The sequence below is a fragment of the Salegentibacter echinorum genome, from assembly GCF_900129445.1.
Lineage (GTDB): Bacteria > Bacteroidota > Bacteroidia > Flavobacteriales > Flavobacteriaceae > Salegentibacter > Salegentibacter echinorum.
The window spans coordinates 338,246-362,951 of the sequence record NZ_FQVT01000004.1; the positions used below are offsets into that span (position 1 = coordinate 338,246).

20 protein-coding genes are annotated in these 24,706 nt (G+C 36.8%); 9 read left to right on the plus strand and 11 right to left on the minus strand.

Annotated features, from left to right (window positions below; genetic code table 11):
- The first annotated feature begins 10 nt into the window (after nucleotides 1-10).
- Nucleotides 11-1,021: a 3-oxoacyl-ACP synthase III family protein gene (locus BUA71_RS09315; protein WP_072878986.1), complete on the plus strand. Its 1,011-nt coding sequence runs from the start codon at nucleotides 11-13 to the stop codon at nucleotides 1,019-1,021.
- 337 nt (nucleotides 1,022-1,358) lie between these two features.
- On the opposite strand, the gene BUA71_RS09320 is transcribed toward BUA71_RS09315, so the two are convergent.
- From BUA71_RS09320 to BUA71_RS09330, 3 genes are all read right to left on the minus strand, one after another.
- On the minus strand, nucleotides 1,359-1,559 hold the full coding sequence (locus BUA71_RS09320; RefSeq protein ID WP_072878988.1) for a hypothetical protein: 201 nt from the start codon (nucleotides 1,557-1,559) through the stop codon (nucleotides 1,359-1,361).
- Entirely contained in the window at nucleotides 1,552-1,797 is a 246-nt protein-coding gene (locus BUA71_RS09325) for a DUF2007 domain-containing protein (protein WP_072878990.1), read from the minus strand. Before BUA71_RS09325 ends, BUA71_RS09320 begins: the two co-directional genes overlap by 8 nt.
- A 368-nt stretch (nucleotides 1,798-2,165) precedes the next feature.
- The gene (locus BUA71_RS09330) at nucleotides 2,166-2,888 is read right to left on the minus strand and encodes a hypothetical protein (protein WP_072878992.1); all 723 of its coding nucleotides are present in this window, start codon (nucleotides 2,886-2,888) and stop codon (nucleotides 2,166-2,168) included.
- A 235-nt stretch (nucleotides 2,889-3,123) separates the two neighbouring features.
- On the opposite strand from BUA71_RS09330, the gene BUA71_RS09335 reads away from it, so the two are divergent.
- The gene (locus tag BUA71_RS09335; RefSeq protein WP_072878994.1) at nucleotides 3,124-3,708 is read left to right on the plus strand and encodes a DUF4136 domain-containing protein; all 585 of its coding nucleotides are present in this window, start codon (nucleotides 3,124-3,126) and stop codon (nucleotides 3,706-3,708) included.
- Between the two features lie 67 nt (nucleotides 3,709-3,775).
- On the opposite strand, the gene pheT is transcribed toward BUA71_RS09335, so the two are convergent.
- Entirely contained in the window at nucleotides 3,776-6,202 is a 2,427-nt protein-coding gene (pheT, locus tag BUA71_RS09340) for a phenylalanine--tRNA ligase subunit beta (RefSeq protein WP_072878996.1), read from the minus strand.
- A gap of 467 nt (nucleotides 6,203-6,669) precedes the next feature.
- Between pheT and BUA71_RS09345 the strand changes: the two genes are divergently transcribed.
- On the plus strand, nucleotides 6,670-7,305 hold the full coding sequence (locus tag BUA71_RS09345) for a hypothetical protein (protein WP_072878998.1): 636 nt from the start codon (nucleotides 6,670-6,672) through the stop codon (nucleotides 7,303-7,305).
- 102 nt (nucleotides 7,306-7,407) lie between these two features.
- On the opposite strand, the gene recG is transcribed toward BUA71_RS09345, so the two are convergent.
- Nucleotides 7,408-9,507, minus strand: coding sequence for an ATP-dependent DNA helicase RecG (gene recG / locus BUA71_RS09350; RefSeq protein WP_072879000.1), 2,100 nt, complete (start codon nucleotides 9,505-9,507; stop codon nucleotides 7,408-7,410).
- Nucleotides 9,508-9,581: 74 nt separating this feature from the next.
- Here recG and BUA71_RS09355 point away from each other — a divergent pair, with 74 nt between their 5' ends.
- The 3 genes from BUA71_RS09355 to BUA71_RS09365 are packed head-to-tail and all read left to right on the plus strand — an operon-like array spanning nucleotide 9,582 to nucleotide 13,528.
- Complete coding sequence (locus tag BUA71_RS09355; RefSeq protein ID WP_072879002.1) at nucleotides 9,582-11,702, plus strand: M1 family metallopeptidase; 2,121 nt, start codon at nucleotides 9,582-9,584, stop codon at nucleotides 11,700-11,702.
- Nucleotides 11,703-12,605, plus strand: a complete 903-nt coding sequence (locus tag BUA71_RS09360) for a patatin-like phospholipase family protein (RefSeq protein WP_072879004.1) — start codon at nucleotides 11,703-11,705, stop codon at nucleotides 12,603-12,605.
- Nucleotides 12,605-13,528 carry a patatin-like phospholipase family protein gene (locus BUA71_RS09365; protein WP_072879006.1) on the plus strand — a complete coding sequence of 308 codons (924 nt, stop codon included), beginning with the start codon at nucleotides 12,605-12,607 and terminating at the stop codon, nucleotides 13,526-13,528. Before BUA71_RS09360 ends, BUA71_RS09365 begins: the two co-directional genes overlap by 1 nt.
- A gap of 331 nt (nucleotides 13,529-13,859) precedes the next feature.
- On the opposite strand, the gene BUA71_RS18005 is transcribed toward BUA71_RS09365, so the two are convergent.
- The 4 genes from BUA71_RS18005 to smpB all read right to left on the minus strand — a co-directional run bounded on the left by BUA71_RS18005 (nucleotide 13,860) and on the right by smpB (nucleotide 18,964).
- On the minus strand, nucleotides 13,860-14,408 hold the full coding sequence (locus BUA71_RS18005) for a hypothetical protein (protein WP_072879008.1): 549 nt from the start codon (nucleotides 14,406-14,408) through the stop codon (nucleotides 13,860-13,862).
- 460 nt (nucleotides 14,409-14,868) lie between these two features.
- Nucleotides 14,869-15,111, minus strand: a complete 243-nt coding sequence (locus tag BUA71_RS09375) for a hypothetical protein (RefSeq protein ID WP_072879010.1) — start codon at nucleotides 15,109-15,111, stop codon at nucleotides 14,869-14,871.
- A gap of 86 nt (nucleotides 15,112-15,197) precedes the next feature.
- Nucleotides 15,198-17,684, minus strand: a complete 2,487-nt coding sequence (locus tag BUA71_RS09380) for a DUF5686 and carboxypeptidase regulatory-like domain-containing protein (RefSeq protein ID WP_072879013.1) — start codon at nucleotides 17,682-17,684, stop codon at nucleotides 15,198-15,200.
- Nucleotides 17,685-18,499: 815 nt separating this feature from the next.
- Complete coding sequence (gene smpB / locus BUA71_RS09385) at nucleotides 18,500-18,964, minus strand: SsrA-binding protein SmpB (protein ID WP_072879015.1); 465 nt, start codon at nucleotides 18,962-18,964, stop codon at nucleotides 18,500-18,502.
- A 331-nt stretch (nucleotides 18,965-19,295) separates the two neighbouring features.
- On the opposite strand from smpB, the gene BUA71_RS09390 reads away from it, so the two are divergent.
- The 3 genes from BUA71_RS09390 (at nucleotide 19,296) to BUA71_RS09400 (ending at nucleotide 22,412) form a co-directional block, all read left to right on the plus strand.
- On the plus strand, nucleotides 19,296-20,036 hold the full coding sequence (locus BUA71_RS09390) for a DUF6503 family protein (RefSeq protein ID WP_072879017.1): 741 nt from the start codon (nucleotides 19,296-19,298) through the stop codon (nucleotides 20,034-20,036).
- Between the two features lie 129 nt (nucleotides 20,037-20,165).
- Entirely contained in the window at nucleotides 20,166-21,551 is a 1,386-nt protein-coding gene (locus BUA71_RS09395) for an NAD-dependent succinate-semialdehyde dehydrogenase (RefSeq protein ID WP_072879019.1), read from the plus strand.
- A gap of 243 nt (nucleotides 21,552-21,794) precedes the next feature.
- A complete protein-coding gene (locus BUA71_RS09400; RefSeq protein ID WP_072879021.1) occupies nucleotides 21,795-22,412 on the plus strand; it encodes a fasciclin domain-containing protein in 618 nt (205 codons plus the stop codon).
- Between the two features lie 82 nt (nucleotides 22,413-22,494).
- Here BUA71_RS09400 and murB read toward each other — a convergent pair whose 3' ends face one another.
- Nucleotides 22,495-23,508: a UDP-N-acetylmuramate dehydrogenase gene (murB, locus tag BUA71_RS09405; protein WP_072879023.1), complete on the minus strand. Its 1,014-nt coding sequence runs from the start codon at nucleotides 23,506-23,508 to the stop codon at nucleotides 22,495-22,497.
- Nucleotides 23,509-23,513: 5 nt separating this feature from the next.
- A complete protein-coding gene (locus tag BUA71_RS09410; RefSeq protein WP_072879107.1) occupies nucleotides 23,514-24,704 on the minus strand; it encodes a pyridoxal phosphate-dependent aminotransferase in 1,191 nt (396 codons plus the stop codon).
- Nucleotides 24,705-24,706: the final 2 nt, after the last annotated feature.

Here is a 24,706-nt window from a genome sequence, read left to right on the forward strand (position 1 = left end):
GAAATAGGATATGTATCAATCTAAAATTGCCGGAGTGGGGAAATATGTTCCCGAAAATGTGGTCACCAATAATGATTTAGCCGAAATGATGGATACCAATGATGCCTGGATCCAGGAAAGGACCGGCATTAAAGAGCGCCGTCACATTAAAGATGGGGATGGTAATTCTACTGCAATTATGGGGGTAAAGGCTGCAAAAATTGCTTTAGAACGTGCTAAAGTTAAAAAAGATGATATTGATCTAATCGTTTTTGCAACTTTAAGTCCAGATTATTATTTTCCCGGATGTGGCGTACAGGTGCAGGAAATGCTCGATATTAAAACCTGTCCCGCTTTAGACGTGAGAAACCAATGCAGCGGATTTATTTATGGACTCTCCACGGCCGACCAATTTATAAAAACCGGAATGTATAAGAATATTCTGGTGATTGGTAGTGAAAACCACAGCGGCGGGCTCGATTTTACCACCCGCGGAAGATCTGTTTCGGTAATATTTGGAGATGGTGCAGGAGCTGTAGTACTTACACGAAGCGATAATAAAGAACAAGGTATTCTTTCCACTCATTTACATTCTGAAGGGAAACACGCTTTGGAGCTTTCGCTCAAAGGACCCAGTACCGAACATTGGGTGCCCGAAATTATTGCTGAAAATCCACAGGGGGATGATATTCCTTATTATCCATATATGAACGGTCAATTTGTATTTAAAAATGCTGTGGTTCGTTTTTCTGAAGTAATAATGGAAGGATTAAAAGCTAATAATTTGGAAGTGAAAGATATTGATATGCTAATTCCGCATCAGGCCAATCTTAGAATTTCTCAATTTATTCAGCAGAAATTTAAACTGAGTAATGAGCAGGTGTATAACAATATTCAGAAATATGGAAATACCACAGCAGCTTCAATTCCAATAGCGCTTTGTGAAGCCTGGGAAAATGATAAGATTAAAGCGGGTGACAAAGTGGTGCTCGCCGCTTTTGGTAGCGGATTCACCTGGGCAAGTGCGGTGATAAGTTGGTAATCCTTTTAGAGTTTATTCTAAGAAATAGTTGAAACACCTGATTGTGTCCATTTTTATTCATAAAATCAAATTCATTAAAAATAAGACCTCACAGGTTTCAAAAACTGTGAGGTCTCTCATAGCTAAGAATTATTATATAGCATTTAATACTGAATAAACTTTTAAAAATAATACTACTTAAGGATATTCAGATCATGTTTTCTTATTGGAAAACGCTTCATGGATTTCAAAAACCAAAGTATAATGTAAGGAATTTGGGGATGCTTTTATGACTTAAAATGGGAATAGGTGTTTTTTATAAATGGTATTACTCTTTTCAGCTATTCTGTAATAAAAATTACATCTTTTTAAAATATCTAAACAGGTCATAAATTCCAAAAACGATAAACCCAATTGCTAATACCGAACCAAAATTATCGGTTTCCACAGCGGTTAAATGGGAATAGAGTCGGTAGCTACCGTAACCCAGAAATAATATTCCTAAAATTAAATACCATTTATTCCGCCGTCCATCTTTTTTCCCTTGTTGGTCACTCATTGTTATAATCTTTTGGGAAGGTCGTTTTAGCAATATTCAGGGCTTCGTCGTAGTGGTTTTTTACGACAAAAAGCTGTACCTGCCCGCGCATACCACCACCAAAACCGCTTCTTAAACCAGAATCAAAATCATTTCTAACCCGCGACGAGATAGATGCTTTGGCAAAAAGCTCCTGTAAATATTGCACATTGGTTTCAGAGCCGGTATAGACTCTTTCATATTTTTCATCAGAACTCATAAGTATATCTTTTAGTAAATTCTAAAATACAAATAAGCTGTAAGCTCAAGTTTAGTTTTATAGAGAAATTAACGTTCTTGATAGGTTAATGCGATAATGTGCTGGTGTGTTAATGTGATGATGGAGTGATTGGTGATTTGTTGATTCGTTAGTTCGAGAATCGTGATTTGTGATATAAACCCAGAACCAGTAGGCAGGATTCAGTAGGCAGTATTCAGTTGGCAGTCGCAGTAATCAGTTAGCAGTCGCAGTAATCAGTTGGCAGAACAATTAAACCTCAAACACCAAACATATTCCTAAATTAACTAATTAACATCGACTAATCGAGCAGCCAAACTGAAAACCCACAACTCACAACCGATAACAGATTACGCATTATAATACTTACTTTGCCAAATGGCAGAACTAAAATTCTTTCCTTTTTTAATACCATAAAAAATTGAAAGGCCGGCAACCCATTTAAAAATAAAGAAGAAAATTATAAAAAACTGACTGGTTGTTTGGTTTGGTGAGAATAACCCATCTGGGATAGATAAAGCCAGTAGAAAACTTAGAGCTAATAAAAGCAACACAAAGTTTTCTATATATTTAAAAGGCCACATCATTAATTTTCTAAATGGATGTAGATCATTGCCCCATTTGTGGATGAGATAGTAATAATTATTTCCCATTGGTGCCAATAACAAGGGATCATCGGCATTTTCGAGTTTAAAAAGTTTTGCGGGAGCAACAATCTTATAATTCTTAATGGTAATTTGATGTTGCTTTTCCAAACTTTTTAATTTAGCAATTGCTTCATAAGGAATCTCACCTTTAAAATAGCTACTATCTAAAAATCTTAGTCTATAGTTAACGCAAATTTTTTCAATATCAGAAAGATGAAAAATCCTATCGGTTTCCAATAAATCTAATTGAAAATGGTTATTGCCATTGCCGCCATTTTTAATTTCATCTAAAATAAGCGCTTCTTTGTCCTGTTCCTTTTCAAAAATCTCGGCTACCTGGGACATTATATTTTTAGATGGAACTCTTTTATTACGGGTTTTGTGTAATTTGACTTCTAAATTTGTGCGTCTCAACTTCAACTTCATATTCTTTTTCTTTAGCATCTCGCACTAAATTAAATAATTAGGATGATTCCTGCAATCAATTTTTCTGTTAGATGCATATATTTTTCATGAAAAGCGACTACTAAGCACTTCAGAATCTGGCGTCTAAGCCTTTAAAGCTGTTTTAAAGTGTCCTATGCTGTTAATTAAATCTCAAAAGTTAAATGAAACTTTTTTTATTCTCCTGTAAATATTATTTTCAGAAAAATCTAATTTTATGAAAGAAGTAAAACTAGCAATTGTATTATTTATTGCAGGCACAGTAATGATTTCCTGCGGTTCAGGTAGCGATATTTCAAAAGAATCGGCTAAAAAGCTTAAGCGGTACAATACTTATTCTTATTTGCCCGATAAAGATACTATCGCAACCAAAAAATATGATAATGAACGTATTTATGAGGTGCTTATTTCTACGATTAACAATAATATGGCAGCAGGAGATTTTGCTATAGATAATAGGCAGCCAGACGTGCTCATTTATATTCACACGATGTTTGATGAGAAAGTTGAAGTAAATGCGAATCCCGTTTACACTAATTTCTCTTACTATCGTCCCGGTTTACATATAGGGTCATATTATGAGGATTATACTTATGATAATTATTTTACCATTCAGCGTATTACGGCCGATGCGGCGATTAAGCAAATACCATATAAAGAAAAGTCTATCGTAATAGATTTTATAGACCGCAGAACAAATAAAATTCTTTGGCGAGGTACCGCCAATGAGAAAATAGGATCCCGTAGAATGGAAAAGGATTTAAGAAACTATGTAGATGAGATTTTTAAGAAATTTCCATAATTTCTTTTAAATGAATATGAAAATGGCTGTTTAATTTAGGTTAAACAGCCATTTTATTTCTTCTGAATTATCTCAATTCTGCCTGCAGTTCTTTCTCAAAACTTTGTTGCAGCTTTTTCATCATTTTATCAACCTGTTTATCGGTTAAGGTTTTGTTTTCATCCTGAAACATAAAACTTACCGCATAACTCTTTTTACCTTCCGGTAGGTTTTCTCCTCTATAAACATCAAAAAGCGAAACTTCTTTTAATAGTCTTTTTTCCGTTTTAAGGGCAATTTGCTCAATCTCTTCATAAGAAACGCCATTATCCAATAACAACGCAAAATCTCTTCTTATACCGGGATACTTAGGAATTTCTTTAAAGCCCACTTTTCGGGATTTGATTACTTCTAACATCGCGTCCCAGTTAAAATCGGCATAAAGCACTTCCTGTTCAATGTCAAAATGCTTTAATATTTTTTTACGTATTACACCAAAGGAAACTAAATTGCTTTTTGCTGAATAGAAAATAAGCCCTTCAGAAAAGACGTCAGATTTTACCGGTGCCGGTTTTAAATCTGTAATTCCCAGTCTTGAAAAAATCGCAGTGATTATTCCTTTTAAAAAGAAAAAATCGGTCTTTGTAGGTTCATTATTCCAGTTTTCGGCTTTGCGGTTACCACTTATAAAAATAGAAAGATGTTTATTTTCAACCCTGCTTCCATTAAAATCGTGATAGGTTTTTCCGAATTCAAATAACTTTAAATTACTTCTTTTTCTATTAATATTATAGCTTACCGACTCCAGTCCCGAATAAAGCATGGATTGTCTTAAAACAGATAAATCCTGACTTAACGGATTGAGCATTTTTACATGTTGGGAAGCATTGGTTTGCTCACTTAATTCTGAATAAAGGGGAGAGGTTAGCGAATTGGCCATAGTCTCATAAAAACCCTGTCCCACCAGTTGATTGGCGATTAAATTTTGCAGTTTGTAATCTTCAAATTTTGATGAGATGGATACCGAAGCATTTAGTTTATCGCTAAACTCAATATTGTTATAACCATAAACCCTTAAGATCTCTTCAATTACATCTGCTTCCCGCTGCACATCTACGCGATAAGCTGGAATAGTTAGGCCCATCCCTGTTTCGGTAACATTGTTTACCCTAATTTCCAGGGAAGCCAAAATAGACTTAATCGTTTCTTCCTGCAGGTTTTCCCCAATTAGTTTATTCACCTTATCGAAGGTTAAGAAAACCTGGAAATCTTCAATTTTTTTTGGATAAAAATCATCTATATCACTGGTGATTTCCCCGCCTGCAATTTCCTTAATTAAAAGAGCGACGCGTTTTAAGGCATACTCAGTAATATTTGGATCTATACCACGCTCGAACCTAAAGGAGGCATCAGTGCTCAAACCGTGCCTTTTAGCTGTTTTTCTAACACTTACCGAATTAAAATAGGCGCTTTCCAAAAAGATTTGCGTGGTTGCGGTAGTTACTCCACTATTGGCGCCTCCAAAAACGCCAGCAATACATAAGGGTTTGTCTGCATCACAAATCATAAGGTCTTCTTCGTGCAGCTCGCGTTCCACATCATCTAGAGTGGTGAATTTAGTGCCTTTTTCCAGGGTTTTCACTTGAATTTGATTTCTGGAGATTTTGGCAGCATCAAACGCATGTAGTGGCTGTCCCAATTCATGCATCACATAATTGGTAGCATCTACTACGTTATTTTTAGGGCCAATACCAATGGCTTTTAACCTGTTTTGTAACCATTTTGGGGATTCTTCGATTTTTAAACCAGACATAGTTACCCCGCAATATCGTGGTGCCAGGGAAGAATCTTCTACCTTAATTTGTATTTTAAGGCTTCTGTTATCTACGTGAAAACTACTTACTGAAGGTGTGATAAGTTCCAGGTTTTTTCCCTGCTGGGTGTAACCGGCTTTAATATCCCGGGCAACGCCCCAATGGCTCATAGCATCGGCGCGGTTTGGTGTTAGCCCAATTTCATAAACTTTGTCATTTTCAATTTCAAAAATATCGGCTACGGGAGTCCCGGGAACAAGATCGTCTTGCATTACCATAATACCTTCGTGACTTTCTCCCAGTCCCAATTCTTTTTCAGAACAAATCATCCCATAACTGGCTTCTCCTCTAAGTTTACCTTTTTTAATAGGCCATTCTTTCCCCGTTTCATCATAAAGGGTAGTGCCAATGGTTGCCACAGGAACTTTTTGGCCCGCTGCAATATTTGGCGCACCACAAACAATTTGAACCTGCTCCCCGTTACCAAGATCTACAGTAGTAAGCTGTAATTTATCTGCATTGGGATGTTTTTTACACTCCAGTACGTGACCCACAACAATGCCCTCCAGGCCCCCTTTTATACTCTGAAAACCTTGCAAACCTTCTACCTCTAACCCCAGATCGGTTAGTAATTCCCCCGTTTCTTCGGAAGCCTCCGGTAGTTTTATAAATTGCTTAAGCCAGTTATATGAAATTTTCATGTTTTCGTATTTTCAATTCGCAAAGATAGTATTACGAATAGTTTTGGCATAATTGAAATTTTAATTTTTATCGGTTGTAGTTTAATAAAGTTATTATAGTTGTAATTAGCTCATTCCAAGGTAGGAGGGATCTCAGTAAAAGGAGAGATTCTTCGTTCCGCAAGCTCCACTCTGAATGACATTCGTACTGTCATTCCGACGAAGGAGGAATCTCCTGGACGTTTACTCGATAATCGAGATTTAAACTGATAGAAAATAGCAGTGATGCTTACTGTCGCTAGATTTATAAAATCGATTCTATGTGTTGCATTGCGGAATATTCCAACATAGTTGATTATTCAAAAATTAAAACTTGTTATTTCTGAAGATGATAATCGAAAAAAGTATAATTCGGAAAATCTGTAACATCCAGGTATCTACGTCGTACTTATAGTAGTAGATAAATTTATCCTGAATAATTTGATGCTATGAAAAAAATACTAATCTTCGCTTTATTAATTATCACTGTACTCTTTTCTTACCTGGTAAGCTGGTCTGAGTGGTTGTTACTTACCGTTTTATTTTTGGGCTTAGTTTTCCTAATAATTCTGGGTTTAATAAGAATATTCCGGAAGTCTAAAAAAATCCTTTTTCAATCGGCAATTCTTCTAATTGGAATATGTCTAATCGGGATTTTTGCTGGTTTGTTTAGGCCTTATGAACCAGCGCTTCTAAAATCTGGAACAATTAGTGAACAATTGGAATATGCATACAAAACAGATCAAAGTGACCGGAAGCAATTAAGATCTTTTATCCCCATGTTTAGTAAACTGCAGGAAAGAGATGTTTTGCGGCTGGAAAAAGTAAAGCAAATTAACGCCGAAGGAGAGCTCACAAAATCCAGAGATAAATTTCACAGCGCTTTTATTTATCATCACAGCGATAATAGCGCTGATTATAAAATGGCTTCAAAACTGGCCGCAGCAGCAGCGAAAGATGAGGGATTACAGAACGATTACCAGGTGCAATGGCTACGAAAAGCCGCTTATGACAGGTGGATGGTTTCTCAGGAAAAACCCGAAAAATACAACACTCAAAATAAATTTAGTATTGAGATTAAATAAAAAATTGGGATTTTTAACCGGAGTTTGAGAAATATTTACAGAAAAGTGATTCTTGATTCTTATGTCTTTGTTCTATTATCTTGTCTCTTGTCTTCCGCTTCTTCAACTAATATAATTCCAAATATTCTTATGTTTGGCTACCTGAGCATAAGTAAAGCGTATTACCTTATTTTTCTCCAGTGACAGATTGGGATCTTCTTTTAAAATTTGCATCGCGTGATAGCGCGCCGATTTTAATATCTGGTTGTCTTTTACAATATCGGCAATTTTAAGGTTGAGCACGCCGCTTTGTTGTGTGCCCATAATATCCCCGGGACCACGTAGTTTGAGGTCAACTTCCGCAATTTCAAATCCGTCGTTAGTGGCGGTCATGGTTTCCAGCCTGGTTTTACTGTCATTAGATAATTTATGCCCGGTCATTAAAATACAAAAACTTTGCTCGGCACCACGTCCCACACGGCCCCTAAGCTGGTGTAATTGAGAAAGCCCAAAACGCTCGGCACTTTCTATAATCATCACGCTGGCATTGGGAACGTTTACACCAACTTCAATCACGGTGGTTGCAACCATAATTTGCGTCTCCCCGCGCACAAACCTGTCCATTTCATAATCTTTGGCATCTGGTTTCATTTGGCCGTGGACTATAGAAATCTGCTGCTGGGGAAATTCCCTGGCGATACTTTCATAACCATCCATAAGGTCTTTGTAATCCATTTTTTCAGATTCCTGAATTAACGGATAGACCACGTAAACCTGTCTTCCTTTTTTAATTTCATCTCTTATAAAAGCAAAGACTTTCAAACGATTTGCATCATAACGATGTACGGTTTTAATGGGCTTCCTGCCCGGTGGCAGTTCATCGATTACCGAAATATCCAAATCTCCATAAAGGCTCATCGCCAGGGTTCTGGGAATTGGCGTGGCAGTCATCACCAAAATATGCGGCGGGATCTTGTTTTTATGCCATAGTTTAGAACGCTGTGCGACCCCAAACCGGTGTTGTTCATCTATAATTGCCAGTCCCAAATTCTTGAATTGCACTTTGTCTTCCAACAAAGCGTGCGTACCAATAAGAATATCGATTTCGCCATTTTCCAGTTTTTCGTGAATTTCCCGTCGAGCTTTTGTTTTGGAAGAACCAGTGAGTAAATAAATAGTAGTATCCAGGTTTTTGCATAACTCTACCAACCCATTATAATGCTGAATGGCTAAAATTTCGGTGGGCGCCATAAGACAGGCCTGGAAATCATTATCTAAAGCAATGAACATCGCCATGAGCGCCACAATGGTTTTTCCAGATCCTACATCGCCTTGTAGCAGTCGGTTCATTTGGGCGCCACTTCCCAAATCGGCCCTAATTTCTTTAATCACCCTTTTTTGCGCCCCGGTAAGTTCAAAGGGTAAATGATGCTGATAAAACTCCCCAAAATTATCACCAATTTTATCAAAAACATAGCCTTTAATTTTTTGCTTTTGAAGCATGTTCTTAATGAGCAGCTGCAACTGAATATAAAAAAGTTCCTCAAATTTTAACCTGAATTGCGCTTTGGTCAATAACTCCTGGCTCTGCGGAAAATGAACGTTGAAAACTGCTTTGGCTTTAGGTAATAATTTTAATTCAGTGATAATTTCTCTGGATAAACTTTCAATAAACTTTCCCTTGGTTTCAATAAATAGCTGCTGCATCAATTTATTGATTACCCGGTCGCTAATTCCAGATTTCGCTAACTTTTCGGTAGAAGGGTAAATCGGTTGCATAGCGGTGCGCAGTTGCTTTTTGTATTCTTCTACCGGTTCCATCTCGGGATGCGGCATACTAAAAAGCCCGTTAAACCAGTTGGTTTTTCCAAAGATCACATAAGGTGTATTGATTTTTAGGTTCTCCCTAATCCATTTTTGCCCCCTGAACCAAACCAGTTTCATTTTGCCGGTATCATCTACAAAATCGGCTACCAGGCGTTTTCCGCGTTTTTGTTCCACGCTTTTTAAATGAGTAATCTTGCCAACAATTTGTACCTCGGCCGAGTTGCGTTGTAGTTCGTTAATTTTATAAAAACACGTTTTATCCAGGTAGCGATTTGGGAAAAAATTGAGCAAGTCCTGGTAGGTGTGTATTCCCAATTCTTTTCGCATTAAATCGGCCCGGTTTGGACCAACTCCTTTTAAGTAATCTATAGGTGTTTGTAGCAAATTCGCGTTCATGCAAACGAAGATATTAAAATCAGGTTTTTTTCCTTAACTTTCCATAAAAATAAATTGTATCTCCTTTTTCTTGTATGAAGTATTTCCTTGTAAGTATGCTCCTTTTGTGTGGAGCTTTTGGATTTAGCCAAACGCCAATCGCCGATTCTCTAAATCAAGTTAATTCCGTAGATTTTAAAAAAGCAAAGGCAGAAATTGCCATTTTTCCAAAAGCTGAAAAAGTTACCGGGAAAGTTAATTACGAATTTGATGTTTTAAAAGCTACAGATTCCATTTATATCGATGCCAGGAATATGGAATTTGAAGAGGTTTTGCTGAATGACAAAAAAGTTTCTTTTCGCAATTCTAATGAAAGAATTTGGATAAGAAAACCGTTCCAAACTTCCAAGAACAATTTGCTACAGCTGAAGTTTTCTGCAAAACCCCAGCAGGCCATGTATTTTATTAACTGGCAAATTTCAGACTCCATAAACGCACCAAAACAGGTCTGGACACAAGGCCAGGGGAAATATACTTCAAACTGGTTGCCTTCTTTCGATGATCAACGGGAAAAGCTGGAGTTTGATTTGAGTATTTCTTTTCCGAAGGAATTTAAAGTGATTGCCAATGGAAAGTTAGTAAAAAAAGAAGCCATCAATGATTCTTTAACCCGCTGGAATTTTGATATGAAAAAGCCCATGAGCAGTTATTTACTGGCAATTGCGGCCGGTAAATTTTTTCAGCAGAAAGAAAACTCGGCTTCCGGGGTGCCGTTAAGTTTTAATATTCAACAAGAATTAAAGCAGAATTTAGAACCTACATATCGCTATACAAAAGAGATTTTTGACTTTTTAGAGTCGGAAATTGGAGTGCCTTATCCCTGGCAAAACTACAGACAGGTGCCGGTTAGGGATTTTTTATATGCCGGCATGGAAAATACCGGTACTACTATTTTTGCCAATGCATTTATAACCGATTCTATAGCTTTTAAGGATAGGAATTATGTGAGTGTAAATGCGCACGAGCTGGCGCACCAGTGGTTTGGTAATATGGTCACTGCCAAAGATAATAAGGATCATTGGTTGCATGAAGGCTTCGCTACTTTTTATTCATTACTGGCCGAAAAGGAGATTTTTGGTGATGATTATTACTATTGGAAATTATACCAATCTGCCGAGGAACTCAAGGCACGAAGCGATAAAGGTAAAGGCGAGGCCGTGACCCAATTAAAAGCAAGCTCGTTAACCTATTATCAAAAAGGAGCCTGGGCTTTGCATATTTTAAGGGAAAAAGTGGGCAGGGAAGCATTTAATCTCGCGGTTAAAAATTACCTGGAAACGTATCAATTTAAAACAGTTTCAACCAATAATTTTATTGCTGAAGTGGAAGCGGTAAGTAATGAGGACCTTTCAGAATTTATGCGAAAATGGATTAATCAAACCGCTTTTCAGGGAACTGAAGCTTTAAATTCCCTGAAGAAATCTGAATTTATAAAAAGTTATCTCGAGCTTGCCGCACTTAGGGAAACTCGGTTTCAAGATAAAGAAGCACTGTTAAGCGCCGCACTGGATTTTCCGGTAAACGATTATCTTGGGCAGGAAGTGGTGTATCAATTGGCCGGAGAAACTTCAACGGGGGCAATAGCGCTTTATAGAAAAGCATTTAAAAGTAATAATGTTTATGTAAGGCAGGCTATTGCTACAAGTATGGAGAAAATTCCGCAGGAATTAAAACCACAATTTGAATCCTTGTTGAGCGATGAATCTTATATCACCAAAGAAAAAGCTTTGATGAAATTATGGATGAACTTTCCCGAAGATGTAGGTAAATACCTAAATAAAACCAAAGGCGTACAGGGTTTTACCAATAAAAATGTGCATTTGTTGTGGCTAACCCTAAATTTAGTGTCTCCCGGTTATGAACCACAAAATAAAACTGCGACTTACCAAGAACTTTCTGGTTATACCCGCGAGTACCGACCTATGGAGTTAAGAAGAAATGCATTTGGGTTTCTTTACCAAATAAATAGTTTTACCACGCAAAACCTCCTGGATCTCATGCAGGGGACGCAGCATCACGATTATAAATTCAGGAATTTTTGTCGGGAGTTATTAGATGAATTGTTAAAAAGTGATGATTACAAGCAGAAATTCTTAGTTTTAAGTAATCGTCTTTCAAAAAAAGAGAGCGGTTATTTAAAATCTAAATTACCATAAATGCGTGCATTAGTCATATCTGGCGGAGGAAGTAAAGGCGCTTTTGCGGGCGGTGTAGCGCAGTACCTGGTGGAAGAAATGGGAAGAGAATACGATCTTTACCTGGGTACTTCTACCGGAAGCCTCTTAATCTCGCATTTGGCACTTAATAAATGTGAAAAAATAAGGCAGGTTTACACTTCAGTAAATCAGGAAAGTATTTTTAACAACAGGCCGTTTAATATAAAAAGGCGTAATGGGTACGACCAAATAAGCATTAATCATTTTAATGTATTGCGCAATTTTATAAGCGGAAAAAAGACTTTTGGTGAAAGTAAAAACCTTAGAAAACTTATTGAAAAAACCTTTACCGAAGAAGAATTCTACACGCTACGGGCGAGTAAAAAAGACATAGTGGTTACCGTCTCGAATATTTCCATGAATGCGGTAGAATATAAATCCATACAGGATTTTGATTATAAAGAATTTTGTGATTGGATATGGATTTCCTGTAATTATACACCATTTATGAGCCTGGTGCAACGGGATGGTTGTGAATATGCCGATGGTGGCCTGGGGACCATGGTGCCTATAGAAGAAGCTATAAAACGGGGCGCCACCCATATTGATGCGGTAATTTTGCAAACTGAAGCCACTATCTACAACCGTATGCCTTCCAAAAATGTTTTTGGACTTATTACTAATCTCTTCAGTTTTATGTTAGACAGGATCGAAAAACAAAATATCCAAATAGGAAAATTTACGGCAGCCAATAAAACAGCAACCATAAAATTTTATTACACACCTACGGTTTTAACCACCAATTCCCTTATTTTTGATAAGAAACAAATGAAATCCTGGTGGCAAACCGGTTTTAATTACGCCAGGGAAAAAAGTGAAGAACTTAATCAAATTGAACCTTAATGCGTGCATTGGTCATATCGGGCGGAGGTAGTAAAGGCGCTTTTGCAGGCGGCGTAGCCCAACATTTAATCCAGGAAGAAGGTAAAAAATACGATCTCTTTTTAGGCACTTCTACCGGGAGTTTGCTAATTCCGCATCTTGCGATGGGCAATATAGATAAGGTATATGATATTTATACCAATGTAAACCAGCGTAAAATTTTTAGTATAAATCCTTTTATTGTTAAGAAAAAAGAGGGTAGGGAATATGTGACGATCAACTATTTTAATATGTTTTGGCAATTTATACGAAAAAAGAGAACTTTTGGAGAAAGCCTGAATCTAAGAAAACATATTAAAAAGAATTTTTCTCAAGAAAATTTTGCCCAGCTTAAAAGCCAGAAAGAAAATGTAATTGTTACGGTATCTAATCTTTCTAAAAACAGGGTGGAATATAAGGTTATTAAAGATTTTGATTATGAAGAATTTTGTGACTGGATCTGGATAAGCTGTAACTATATTCCTTTTATGAGCCTGGCGAAAAAGGATGGTTTTGAATATGCCGATGGCGGACTTGGCTGTGTAGTACCCATTAGGGAAGCCATTAAACGCGGCGCTACAGAAGTTGATGCGATTATCCTGGAAGCAGAAAATATGGAATACAATAAGGTGCTTGGGAAAAACCCTTTTTCACTTATGATCAACTTATTTGGCTTCTTGCAGGACCAGGTGGAATATCACGATATTGTAGAAGGAAAATTAGCAGCCTTGAACAAAAAGGTGAAATTAAACACCTATTATACACCTACAAAACTCACCGAAAATTCTTTGGTCTTCAATAAAAAATTAATGACTGAGTGGTGGCAGCAAGGTTTTGATCACGCCAAAGAAAAACATTTGCAGTACCTGGCTACAAAACGAAAAAGCTTTTTCGGACTTTTTTAAAAATCTTCCACTAGAATCCTAAACTTGCTAATGTTAGGGTATGAAATTAATATTAGAAGTTTAAGAACGATGGCCACAAAATCACGAATATTTAAGTTTGGTTAAAAACTTGATGACACAGATGATGCAGATTTTCTTATAAAGTTTTCTGAAATAAATTTGGGTGTCTTGACCCCTATAAAATTAGGGATTATTGGATGCTAAGCTGACTTCAAAATCATTTTTAGATGCGTTTTCAGTATTCCATTTTAAAGATTTGATCTTGTTTTTTCGTCGTTAAGTCAAGAAACAAGCAAGATTCTCAAAAACTGACGTATTGCTCTAGCTGTTTTTACAGGATTTTATAACCAAAATTTAAGCTTATAGAATTTTTTATGTTACCATTAAAATCTTCGTTTCTCATTGAATTATTAATTGAATAACTCACGTCTAGACTCATTTTCTTAAACTTAACCCCAGTAGAAATATCTATGTAAGGATCTGCAGTTGTTTTCTCAAAATTAAAATCTGAATTAAAATTCTTTAAATTATAAGCTTTGGATGCATTGGTTAATATATCCAGCGCTGCAGCACCCTGAAGATAAAGATTTACTGATTTTCCCTGAAGATAGTAATATCTAATTCCAAGAGGCAAAATAATACGGGAGTAATCTATAAGTAAATCTTCCCTTTCCCCGGCCCAGGCATCTGGATTGGAGGGGGTAGAACCTTCCTTATAAATTAAAGTTTCATTGGAGGTTTTACTGTATTGAAAAGAAGGATAAGAAATAACAGCAAACTTGTTGTTGAGAGAAGGGAATATATATTCTAATTCTATACCTACTCTTGGCGAGAAATAGGAATCTGTTTCTTGTTCATTGGGAAAGGGATACTCTTGCACAAAATTTATAGCGGAATAATTTACTCCTGCTTTGAGGGCTAAATTAAATATACCCTTTCTTCTTTTTTTATAAAAATTTTCAAACTCATCTCCTTTACAAGAGTTGTATTTGGCAAATATTTTATTTAACGATTTTTGATTATATCTTGAATTAGAAATTTGCTCCTTGTTTAAAGAGGTACATTCTAGATTATTTAGTAATTGTTGTTTATACCTATCGTTAATTCCTATCTTTGTTTCATCTATTAAGTACTTTTTATGAATTAAGGGTTCTATATTTTTCCCGTCCAGGCTGAAAAAAAACCTTTTCGGAAGCTTATTAGAACGGTACGAATATAAGCTAGCTTTACCTTCTACAGAGACCTGAAGAAAAAGCGTATCTATCCTAAAGTTGGGTTGTCTTTTGGTGTCTATTTCCTTAAGATTGTCTTGAGAGATATCTAAGTTTACAATAGCTCTCTCATTTATAGGGCGAATCTAAAATTTCAAATACCTGTACCTCTCTGATAGTTTTTTCTTTAATCTCATCTCCTTGCGATAATTTATATTGAAAGCTATTTGGATTTATTATTGTTTCAGTATTATCAATTAAGCAAGTCGTCTTCTTTCCCTCATTATTGATGTAGTATCCAGGTTGGAAGTTTTGTGAATACAATGAAAAACTAAAGCTTAACAAGACAATACCTAATAAATATAATTTCATTTTTTTTTGGATTGGGTTAATGGCTGGCTAAAGTAGCTATACGAGTGTTTTTAACAAAAGTTTAGGGTTTAAATTTTCAGGAAAATTTAGTCCAATACACCCAAAAATTTTAAACCAAAAATAAAAGCTGCTTCGCGATGCCCGTCTTGATTGGAGACTACATAATCCAGGCGCAATAATCTATACTTTCCAAAACCTAAATTATCCAGGCCTACCGAGAATTCAGAATATGGTTTTTGATCCTGGGTGTAGAGGGCGTTAGCGCCAAGTACCAGGTTGTAGTTTAGTTTATTTAGAAACGGAACCTTTCCTAAAACCCATCCGTTAAAATGCTGTTCGGCGTGCGCTTCAGCATAAGTTTTATTGGTGCTAAGTGCATAATAAGGCAGCAAATTAAAACGCTGTAAATAATTCATTCCGTTGCCAATGCGGGTTTGATTTCCAGCGAAATGTTTATAATCCACAAAAGCGATCTCCTTGGCATTTAAAAAAGTGCCGGCATTTAAGTTATAACCAAACTCACCCTTATTTCCAAAGCTGATATCTTGGCGAATAGCTACGTTAAATTGATCAAAATTATATCTTCCCTCATTAGCACCCAAAGCTTTTTCATAGCCCAGGTAAAGTGTAGGGTATTTATCGGTATTAATGGTATATTTTCGGTTCGGGTAACTCATATATTTTTGACCAAAGCGAATTCTAGCCCTCAAATCAAGTTTAAATAGCTGGTGGTCTTTAAATAAAAGACTTCCGGAATTATAGGGTTGCAAAGGGTTGTTGGCGGTGTAACTAACGTGTTTATTTGGTGTTATCACCTGGTCTGTATGGTTTACAAGTGCATTGCGATCTTCATAAACGAGATTGCCAATAAGAAAGACGCCGTTAAAAAATTCTTGTTGATAAGCAATTTTAGCAAAACTACGTTCGTAAAGTTTTAGATAATTCCGCTCAAAGAAAAGGCTGGTGATATCGTTTATTCTTTCTGAAATTGGTTTATTATCATTAACCTGTTTGGTTTCAACACCGCCAGAAACACTTAAAAAGGCTTTGGACCTGGTGTTGAACCGTTTCTGAAATCCGCCGGTAAGTCTAAAACGATCATCACTAAAACCATAGGTAGGTTTAGCGAAAATACGCCAAAATGCGGGGGAATTTTCATCTTCGGGGTTTTGCCTGAAAGAAATATTTGAGGAAATATTCCAGCCCTGAACAGTGTTGAAATGAGTTTCAAATAAAGGAGAACTAATGTTGAAATAATTGTTTTTAAAAGAATTTTGATGAGAATATCCAAACAGCAGGTCGGTCACCTCAAATTTATTCCTAACCGCGTCTATAGAATCTTTGTAAGGTTTAGAATCGCGCAGCTCTTGTATACTATCTTTTTTTACATAATCGTTTAGTTCTTCTTTTGTGAGGGGCACGGGTCGCAGACGCTCCCAATAGGTAGAATCCTTTTTGTTGGCGGCATCGGCAAAAGATAAAATTTCGGCACCAAAACTCGAGTTATCAAATTGAGGATTGAAGTTATAATTGCTGTAAACAGCGGTAAAGCGGCCATCTCCCGAAACGCCGAACATGGAAAATTTAAAATCTACGGTTTGCGAAATTTGGATGTAAAATCCGTTTTCTTCAGAAAACCGATAGTCCTGTTTAAAATTCAGGGTTTCAATTGGTGGAATTTGGACTGCCTCGCCAGTAGTTTTTAAAGCGACCCCAAAAATTTGCCAGAGATCTTCAACAATATAAATATATCCTGAAAATACCCGGTCTTTGACACGTTTGGGGATGACTTTTATTTTGTTGATGAGGTTGCCGTTATCGTCAAAAAAAGTTCCTTCCAGTTTATAATTGTAGTAGTTAAAAGCATAACTGGCAATTGGGGAGACCATTTCGCTATTAATCTTAAGAGTATTTTCGTAAAAGGAAAAGTAGGACTCCTGCGCCGAATTTAAACTAAAACCATTGTCGTTACCGCTCACTTTAGAGGCGATAATTTTTTCTTTAAAGTCATCGGGTTTTCGATAAGAAATCTTAGAAATAGTTTCGCTTAGATAAACAATTCCGCTTCGGGTAGAATCTAAGCCTCCGCCAAGGTCACCAATTTCCTGCCCAAGAATTTTCTCAGGAGCATTTTTTATGCGCCATAATCCGCGGGAATAATAATCGGCAGTGTAGGCTTCCAGTTTTGCAGCATTTTCTTTACGGGCAGCTATGGTATTTCTAATAATTGCATTCGCCGGGTTTTCTTCCGCACTAACCTGTACTTCCTCGAGATTAGTAGTTTCTGCCGTTAAACTGATGTCTAATTGGCGTTGAAAATCTTGAACATTAATACTTTTTTTCTCGGTTTTATAGCCTAAAAACTGAAATACCAGGCTGTAATTTCCCCGCTTATTTATTTTTAATTCATATTGCCCATTTTTGTTAGTTGTGGTACCATAACGCCCATCTTCGGTGTAAATATTTACATAAGCCAGAGAGTTCTCGTTCGTATCGGTAACGGTACCGGTGATTTGGGAATAGGTATTTAAAGTGGAAAGAACTAAGAACAGAAAAACTAATTTTGCGGGCATAAGGTTTGTTTAGATACATGACAAAATAAGTAAAATTTTAACAGGAGGATTTTAAATTTCGGTCAAAATTGCTGGTTTTCAAGCCTTTTTTAAGCTTTTAACCGTGTTGTTTTTTGAAAATAAGCTTAAGTGATTAATAATTTACCAAGAATCCTATCTCTTTTCAAGCAAAGGAGCTACAAAGGAAAAAGCGCAAAGAAACGCAAAGTATTAATATAGATAAAGTCATCATAGACCCTTAAAAAAATAAAATTTGAAAAAACGGCGGTATTGATGTAATGAGTTGAAAAATCAAGGCTTAAAAAGTTGCCTGGAATACACGAATAATAGAAAAAAACAAAGAGTAAAGAGCAAAGAATCAAGAATGGATGGGAACTAATAGCAAGCTTCGACTCTAAATTTTCGCCACTAAAACAGGAAAACACCAAGATGCACAAAGATGCTCTTCGTGTTTTTTGGAGTTTTGGAGTCTTTGTAGCTTTTTAAATTTTTAATCGAGTTTTTACGACAATGGCAGTGGAAAAACATATCTAATACGCGAACTCTTTACTTCCATAGCCTAAACATGGTTTTATAATTACCTTTTTTGCTAATTAAAACCTTCAGGAAAAAGAATTGTTTGAGAAATTTTACTCGATAATCGAGATTTGAATGCTCCGAGGCTTGCCTCGAAATCAAATTAATACTCGTTTATGCTACCTCGTGGGCTTGTTCCGTGGTAGTTTATTTTTGAAAAAGCAAGATTTTCAGTTAGTAATAATTTTGTCTTATTTCTTTTTTCTTGCAGCCAGCGATCTTGTTTCTTTAAGAGGGTGCTAATTATACTCCTTCTTAATTCGGTCTAGTTTTCTTTTGTTTTCGCGGTCTTTTATGGTATCGCGTTTGTCGTAGAGTTTCTTTCCTTTGGCCAGTGCAATTTGCATTTTTGCAAGTCCGCGGTCGTTAATAAAAACCCGTAATGGAACAATAGTTAACCCCGAATTTTTTACTTGTTTCTCCAATTTGCGCAATTCCCGACGTTGCAACAAAAGTTTTCGTTCGCTTTTGGGGTTGTGATTAAAATGGGTAGCGTGGGAATATTCTTCAACGTGCATATTTATCACAAATAGTTCGTGATTCTGAAATTCGCAAAAACTCTCGGCGATAGAAGCTTTACCCTGTCTAATGGCTTTAATTTCCGTGCCGGCGAGTTTAATCCCTGCGATATACTTATCGAGAATTTCATATTCAAACCGCGCCTTGCGATTTTTAATATTTATGGTGTTGCTGTTTTTTTTCATATTACTACAAAAATAGAAAGCTTTATTTAAAAAACGTCTTAAGAGTGTTTTAAATAGTAGAAGAACCTGGTTCAGCTAAAATAATTTTCTTTGAGTAATTTTTTTCAGAATAAATTTTTAAATCGCGGGGCGATAGCCAGGGGTTTAATTCCCCGGGGCTCGCCTTGAAATAAAAGAGCTTTTTCGGAAGCATACCTCGCACCCTTGTGGCGAGGTTGTTGATTAAAACACTAGAAAGATGCTTTATAAGATTATAGCATAATCTAAACAAAGCCTTAACTTTGTGGGCTGTTTATAAGTAGTTATACCCAATATTTTAGAGAAAAAGATTATGAGAAAGTACTATTTGGTCCTTAGCGTTATCCTTGTGTTATTTGCTTGCGAGAAAAGCGAGCCTACTGCCCAACAAATTATCGATAAAGCAATAGCCAAAGCAGGTGGGGATAAATATGAAAGTGCAGAAATTAGTTTTAACTTTAGGAAAGGAGCTTATAAAAGTAGCCGGAAAAACGGGAAATTTAAGCTAGAGCGTTTTTTCCCAGATTCTACCGGAGCAACAAACCACGATGTGGTGACCAACGATGGATTCACGCGCTATAATAATGAACAGGAGGTGAATTTAAGTGATTCGCTAAAGAATATTTATAAAAATTCCGTGAATTCGGTGCATTATTTTGTGCAGTTACCTTACGGTTTAAACGATGCCGCCGTGAATAAGGAATTAATAGGCAAAGACACGATTCACGGTAAAGAATATTATGAAATAAAGGTGAGTTTTGATGCTGAAGGTGGTGGGGTAGATCACGAAGACCTTTATATGTATTGGATCAATACCCAAACTTTCACAGTAGATTACCTGGCTTATAGTTTTGAGGTAAATGACGGAGGAATCCGGTTTAGAAAAGCTTATAATCCCAGAACGATCCAGGGAATAAGATTTGTGGATTATGAAAATTATAAAACCGATGATCTAAGCACTCCATTAAAAGAGCTGGATGATTTGTATGAGGCTAAACAGCTTGAATTGTTATCTAAAATTGAAAATCGGGATATAAAAGTAAGTCTGAAGTAAAATAGTCACAATATTTGACGATGATTTTGTTAATTCTTCATAATTAACGTATTCTTGTAAAAGCTTTAACTTCACTTTAGCCGGGAAAATTCCATCCTCTTCCTAACTTTAAAAAAATTTAAAAAAGTTATGAAAGAGAAAACACTAAAAACCATCAATCCTGCAACAGGAAAAGATTTAAAAGAATATAACTACTTTACAGATCAGGAAGCTAAAGATGCGGTAGAAGAATGCCACAATGCCTTTCTAAAATGGCGCGAAAAATCTGCCGAACAACGAGCTGAGATCATTCAAAACATCGGAAAAAAACTAACGGAAAATAAGGATAAGTTAGCAAAACTAATGACTTCTGAAATGGGGAAATTACTCGAGCATGGGGAACAGGAAGTTGACCTTTGCGCGGGGATTTGCGATTGGACGGCAGCAAACGGCCCTGAAAATCTAAAAGACGAAGAACGAGAATTGCCAGATGGCGGAAGAGGGATTATTACTTATTCCCCGCTTGGTGTGATTTATGGAATCCAACCCTGGAACTTTCCGTCATATCAGGTTATACGTTATGCAATTGCCAATTTAATGGCTGGAAACGGGGTGCTGCTTAAACATGCCGAAAGCGTGACTGGTAGTGCTTTTTTATTAGAAGAAATTTTTAATGAAGCCGGACTTCCTAAAAACCTCTTCAAAGTTTTGGTGATAGACCACGATCAGTCAGACGATATTATCTCACACAAGTTGGTTCGTGGAGTAACTCTAACGGGAAGCCCAACAGCGGGAAAAATTGTGGCTAAAAAAGCGGCTGCAGAATTGAAAAAAACAGTAATGGAACTCGGTTCTAACGATGCTTATATGGTATTGGAAGATGCAGACCTGGAAACGGCTGTAGAATGGAGTTTAAAAGGTAGGATCTATAATAATGGGGAAACCTGCGTTGCCGCAAAAAGGTTTATTGTTGTTGAAAAACTCTACGATAAATTTAAAGAAGCCTTTGTTGAGAAAATGAAGAATTTTAAAGCCGGCGATCCTACCAATGAAGATAGTGATTTGGGGCCAATGGCTAGAAAAGATTTACGCGACGACCTACATGAGCAGGTGGAAAACAGTGTTAAAAATGGTGCGAGCGTTCTTTGCGGAGGAAAAAAGCCGGAAGGCGATGGCTATTTTTATCCCGCGACTGTTTTGGCCAATGTGAAACCGGGACAACCCGCTTACGATGATGAACTTTTTGGTCCTGTTGCTTCATTAATTAAAGCGAAAGATGACGATGATGCGATGCGTATAGCCAATGATAGTAGATTTGGCCTTGGAGGAGGAATCTTTTCTAAGGATGAGGAGAAAGCAGTAGAACTGGCTAGTAAATATTTTGATACAGGAATGGTATTTATTAACTCCTTTGGTTTGGCGCAACCCAATATGCCTTTTGGAGGAGTGAAAAATTCTGGATATGGCCGTGAACACGGTGGCTTTGGAATGAAAGAATTTGTAAATGCTAAAGCAATTAATATCTTAAAAGGCTAGAATACGCTTGATATAATTATTACTTTTAGTAAAGGCCTGGGATATATATTCCGGGCTTTTTTTATTGCAGCTTCATTGGTCTAAGCTTGCGAAATCCTTATTAAATGTCTGTTCCTATGTAGCTTGTAACTGGATTGTAAATTAATTGAATAGTGTAATTTAACTAAAATTTATGTGTAAAACTCTTACTTTATCGGGTTTACGTGATAAATTTGTTGTTTAAACCACTAAAAACTAAATTTTATGAAAACTAAATTGTTATTAATTTTCCTGATAGCTTCAGTAATTGGATTTACCTCCTGTGAAGATACCAAGAAAAAAGAAGAGGAAAGAGCGAAAATGGAGCAGATGGAAGCCGAGAAAGAGGCTAAAATGCAAGCTGAAGAAGAACGAATGGAGATGGAATCTAACAGTATTGCTGCAAAAGCGATGGCTACAGATTCTTTAAGTACTTTGGTAAGTGCTCTTCAAAATGCAGAATTAGCTCAAACTTTTACCGAAGATGAAGGCCCATTTACAGTATTTGCTCCTACCAATAAGGCTTTTGAGCAAGTTGATAAGGCGACTTTAGACACGTTGATGATGTCAGAAAATAAAGATAAACTATCTTCTGTATTAAAATATCACGTGGTAGATGATGAGATTACTGCACAGGATCTTAGCCAAATGATAGAAGAAAATGATGGTGAAGCTACGATTTCCACCTTAGATGGAGGCGAGCTTAAGGCGATGATGGATGGTGATAACATCGTTCTAAAAGACGAAAATGGAAACACTGCAACTATTACTGCTACAGATATTGAAGCTTCTAATGGAATTGTGCATATAATTGATGCTGTGGTGATGAAAAAACCACAATAGAATAGTCAATTGTAAATTAAAAATAAGCCCCGTCAGGATTCTTGACGGGACTTTTGCTTTGTGATAACTCTTATTTTTCCTTCTAAAAGACATTAACTTCGGGTTCTAGTTGAAGTTTGAATTTTTCGAAAACTTTTTTCTGAATTAATTTAGAAAGCGCGAGTATTTCTTCCCCGGTTGCGCTACCATAATTCACTAAAACCAATGCCTGATTTTTGTGGACTCCCGCATCGCCCTCTCGATAACCCTTTAAGCCGGTTTGATCTATGAGCCAACCCGCCGGAACTTTAAATTCCTGTTCGCTAAGTTTATAAAAAGGAATCTCAGGGAAATTATTCTGCACTTCTTTTAATTGATCCCCACTTATCACCGGATTCTTAAAAAAGCTACCACTGTTTCCTAATTTCCTGGGGTCTGGTAATTTTTCCTGTCTAATGCTAATCACCGCATTAGAAATATCTGTTATGGTTGGGTTTTTAATTCCCATTTGCTGCAGTTGACTTGTTATAGCGCCATAGGAAGTACTAAGTTGATGATCTTTTTTTCTTAATCGAAAATTCACCGAGGTAATTACATACTCATTTTTTAGCTTATTTTTAAAGACAGAGTTTCGGTATCCAAATTCACATTGTTCCAGGTTAAAAGTTTCTACCTCTAGCGTCTGTATGCGAAGAGCTTCACAAGATTCAAAAGTATCCTTTAATTCTACGCCATAAGCTCCAATATTCTGTACCGGAGCCGTTCCTACATTTCCAGGAATAAGCGACAAATTTTCGAGTCCGCCATAGCCTTTGTTCAGACAATAAAGTACAAATTGGTGCCAGTTCTCGCCGGCACCAACTTTTAAAACTACTTCGTCCCTGCTTTCAGAAATAAGCTCTATTCCTTTAATAGCAATATGGACTACTGTTTTGTGAATATCTTTTGTGAGCAGCATATTGCTACCGCCACCTAATATAAATAATTCTGAAGCATAGGTTTGCTGCAAAACTTTTTTTAGTTCTTCGGCGGTATGTACGGCAATAAACTTTTTTGCCTGTACATCTACCCCAAAGGTGTTGTAGGATTTGAGGGAAAACTTTTCAGCAAACTGCATCGCAACTATTTGTTGTATTCTTCTAAGGCTATTTTTAAAATATTCAGGGCTCTTGTTAAGTTTTCTTTTTTCAAAACATAAGCGATTCGCACCTGGTTCATCCCCGTATTTGGGGTAGAGTAGAAGCCTGCTGCCGGAGCTACCATAACGGTTTCGTTCTCGTGTTCAAATTCTTCTAACAACCACTTAGCAAAATCGTCAGCATTTTTCACCGGTAGTTCAGCGATACAGTAAAACGCACCTTTTGGCTTTGCTACATTTACCCCTGGAATATTTTCTAAACCTTCTACTAATAGGTTCCTACGCTGGGTATATTCTTCATTCACCTCTTCAAAATAGGAGTCTGGTGTGTTTAGGGCGGCTTCTGCTGCAATTTGAGCGAAAGTTGGTGGGCTTAACCTGGCTTGTGCAAACTTCATCGCGGTTGTCATCACCTCTTTGTTTTTAGAAACCAGGCAACCAATTCTTGCACCACACATACTGTAACGTTTAGAAACAGAATCTACCATAATTGCATTTTCTTCCAGTCCTGGAATACTCATAATAGAGTGGTGTTTCACGCCATCGTAAGTAAATTCACGATATACCTCGTCTGCCACGATAAACAAATCGTGTTTTAAAGCGAGTTCTGCAAGCTGCTCGATCTCTTCGCGAGTATATAAGTAACCGGTAGGATTCCCCGGGTTACAAATTAAGATCGCTTTTGTTTTATTGGTAATAAGTTTTTCAAATTCTGAAATAGGCGGAAGTGCAAAGTTGTCTTTAATAGTTGCTCGAATAGGTAAAATATTTACACCAGATGAATTTGCGAAACCATTATAATTGGCATAAAATGGCTCTGGAATAATAATTTCGTCCCCGGGGTCTGTAATGCTGCCCATAGCAAATAGTAAAGCTTCAGATCCCCCCGTGGTCACTATAATATCTTCCGCGTCTACCGGAATGTCATTTTTATCATAATATTTGGCCAGTTTATTGCGATAAGACTCAAATCCTGCCGAATGACTGTAGGATAATACATCTATATCGTTGTTTTTTACTGCATCTAGAGCAACTTTTGGGGTTTCAATATCTGGCTGTCCAATATTAAGCTGATAAATTTTCTTTCCTTTTTTTCTTGCCGCTTCAGCAAATGGTACTAGTTTCCTTATTGGAGATTCGGGCATAGATTGCCCTTTGTTTGAAATACTTGGCATGA

What these genes read in the sequence shown, in the direction of transcription:
- BUA71_RS09315 (WP_072878986.1), top strand. Translation starts at nt 11, where the DNA reads ATGTATCAATCTAAAATTGCCGGAGTGGGGAAATATGTTCCCGAAAAT.
- BUA71_RS09320 (WP_072878988.1), bottom strand. Translation starts at nt 1,559, where the DNA reads ATGAGTGACCAACAAGGGAAAAAAGATGGACGGCGGAATAAATGGTAT.
- BUA71_RS09325 (WP_072878990.1), bottom strand. Translation starts at nt 1,797, where the DNA reads ATGAGTTCTGATGAAAAATATGAAAGAGTCTATACCGGCTCTGAAACC.
- BUA71_RS09330 (WP_072878992.1), bottom strand. Translation starts at nt 2,888, where the DNA reads ATGAAGTTGAAGTTGAGACGCACAAATTTAGAAGTCAAATTACACAAA.
- BUA71_RS09335 (WP_072878994.1), top strand. Translation starts at nt 3,124, where the DNA reads ATGAAAGAAGTAAAACTAGCAATTGTATTATTTATTGCAGGCACAGTA.
- pheT (WP_072878996.1), bottom strand. Translation starts at nt 6,202, where the DNA reads ATGAAAATTTCATATAACTGGCTTAAGCAATTTATAAAACTACCGGAG.
- BUA71_RS09345 (WP_072878998.1), top strand. Translation starts at nt 6,670, where the DNA reads ATGAAAAAAATACTAATCTTCGCTTTATTAATTATCACTGTACTCTTT.
- recG (WP_072879000.1), bottom strand. Translation starts at nt 9,507, where the DNA reads ATGAACGCGAATTTGCTACAAACACCTATAGATTACTTAAAAGGAGTT.
- BUA71_RS09355 (WP_072879002.1), top strand. Translation starts at nt 9,582, where the DNA reads ATGAAGTATTTCCTTGTAAGTATGCTCCTTTTGTGTGGAGCTTTTGGA.
- BUA71_RS09360 (WP_072879004.1), top strand. Translation starts at nt 11,703, where the DNA reads ATGCGTGCATTAGTCATATCTGGCGGAGGAAGTAAAGGCGCTTTTGCG.
- BUA71_RS09365 (WP_072879006.1), top strand. Translation starts at nt 12,605, where the DNA reads ATGCGTGCATTGGTCATATCGGGCGGAGGTAGTAAAGGCGCTTTTGCA.
- BUA71_RS09375 (WP_072879010.1), bottom strand. Translation starts at nt 15,111, where the DNA reads ATGAAATTATATTTATTAGGTATTGTCTTGTTAAGCTTTAGTTTTTCA.
- BUA71_RS09380 (WP_072879013.1), bottom strand. Translation starts at nt 17,684, where the DNA reads ATGCCCGCAAAATTAGTTTTTCTGTTCTTAGTTCTTTCCACTTTAAAT.
- smpB (WP_072879015.1), bottom strand. Translation starts at nt 18,964, where the DNA reads ATGAAAAAAAACAGCAACACCATAAATATTAAAAATCGCAAGGCGCGG.
- BUA71_RS09390 (WP_072879017.1), top strand. Translation starts at nt 19,296, where the DNA reads ATGAGAAAGTACTATTTGGTCCTTAGCGTTATCCTTGTGTTATTTGCT.
- BUA71_RS09395 (WP_072879019.1), top strand. Translation starts at nt 20,166, where the DNA reads ATGAAAGAGAAAACACTAAAAACCATCAATCCTGCAACAGGAAAAGAT.
- BUA71_RS09400 (WP_072879021.1), top strand. Translation starts at nt 21,795, where the DNA reads ATGAAAACTAAATTGTTATTAATTTTCCTGATAGCTTCAGTAATTGGA.
- murB (WP_072879023.1), bottom strand. Translation starts at nt 23,508, where the DNA reads ATGCAGTTTGCTGAAAAGTTTTCCCTCAAATCCTACAACACCTTTGGG.
- BUA71_RS09410 (WP_072879107.1), bottom strand. Translation starts at nt 24,704, where the DNA reads ATGCCAAGTATTTCAAACAAAGGGCAATCTATGCCCGAATCTCCAATA.